This is a genomic window from Staphylococcus sp. EG-SA-10 (genome assembly GCF_017151945.1).
GTDB classification, from domain to species: Bacteria; Bacillota; Bacilli; order Staphylococcales; family Staphylococcaceae; genus Staphylococcus; species Staphylococcus aureus.
This window is the reverse complement of the sequence record NZ_JACVZJ010000065.1, coordinates 1-263: the sequence shown is the minus strand read 5'-3', so window position 1 is coordinate 263 and position 263 is coordinate 1. Positions and strand designations below refer to the sequence as shown.

Sequence of the window (263 nt, the reverse complement as noted above, 5' to 3'; positions counted from 1 at the left end):
GATAAGTAAGTAAAATATAGATTTTACCAAGCAAAACCGAGTGAATAAAGAGTTTTAAATAAGCTTGAATTCATAAGAAATAATCGCTAGTGTTCGAAAGAACACTCACAAGATTAATAACGCGTTTCCTGTAGGATGGAAACATAGATTAAGTTATTAAGGGCGCACGGTGGATGCCTTGGCACTAGAAGCCGATGAAGGACGTTACTAACGACGATATGCTTTGGGGAGCTGTAAGTAAGCTTTGATCCAGAGATTTCCGA

Annotated in this window: 1 rRNA gene; it reads left to right on the top strand. The window is 38.0% G+C overall.

What is annotated here, in order from left to right:
- Positions 1-146: 146 nt before the first annotated feature.
- A 23S ribosomal RNA gene (locus IDG45_RS13805) occupies positions 147-263 on the top strand; the annotation flags it as partial.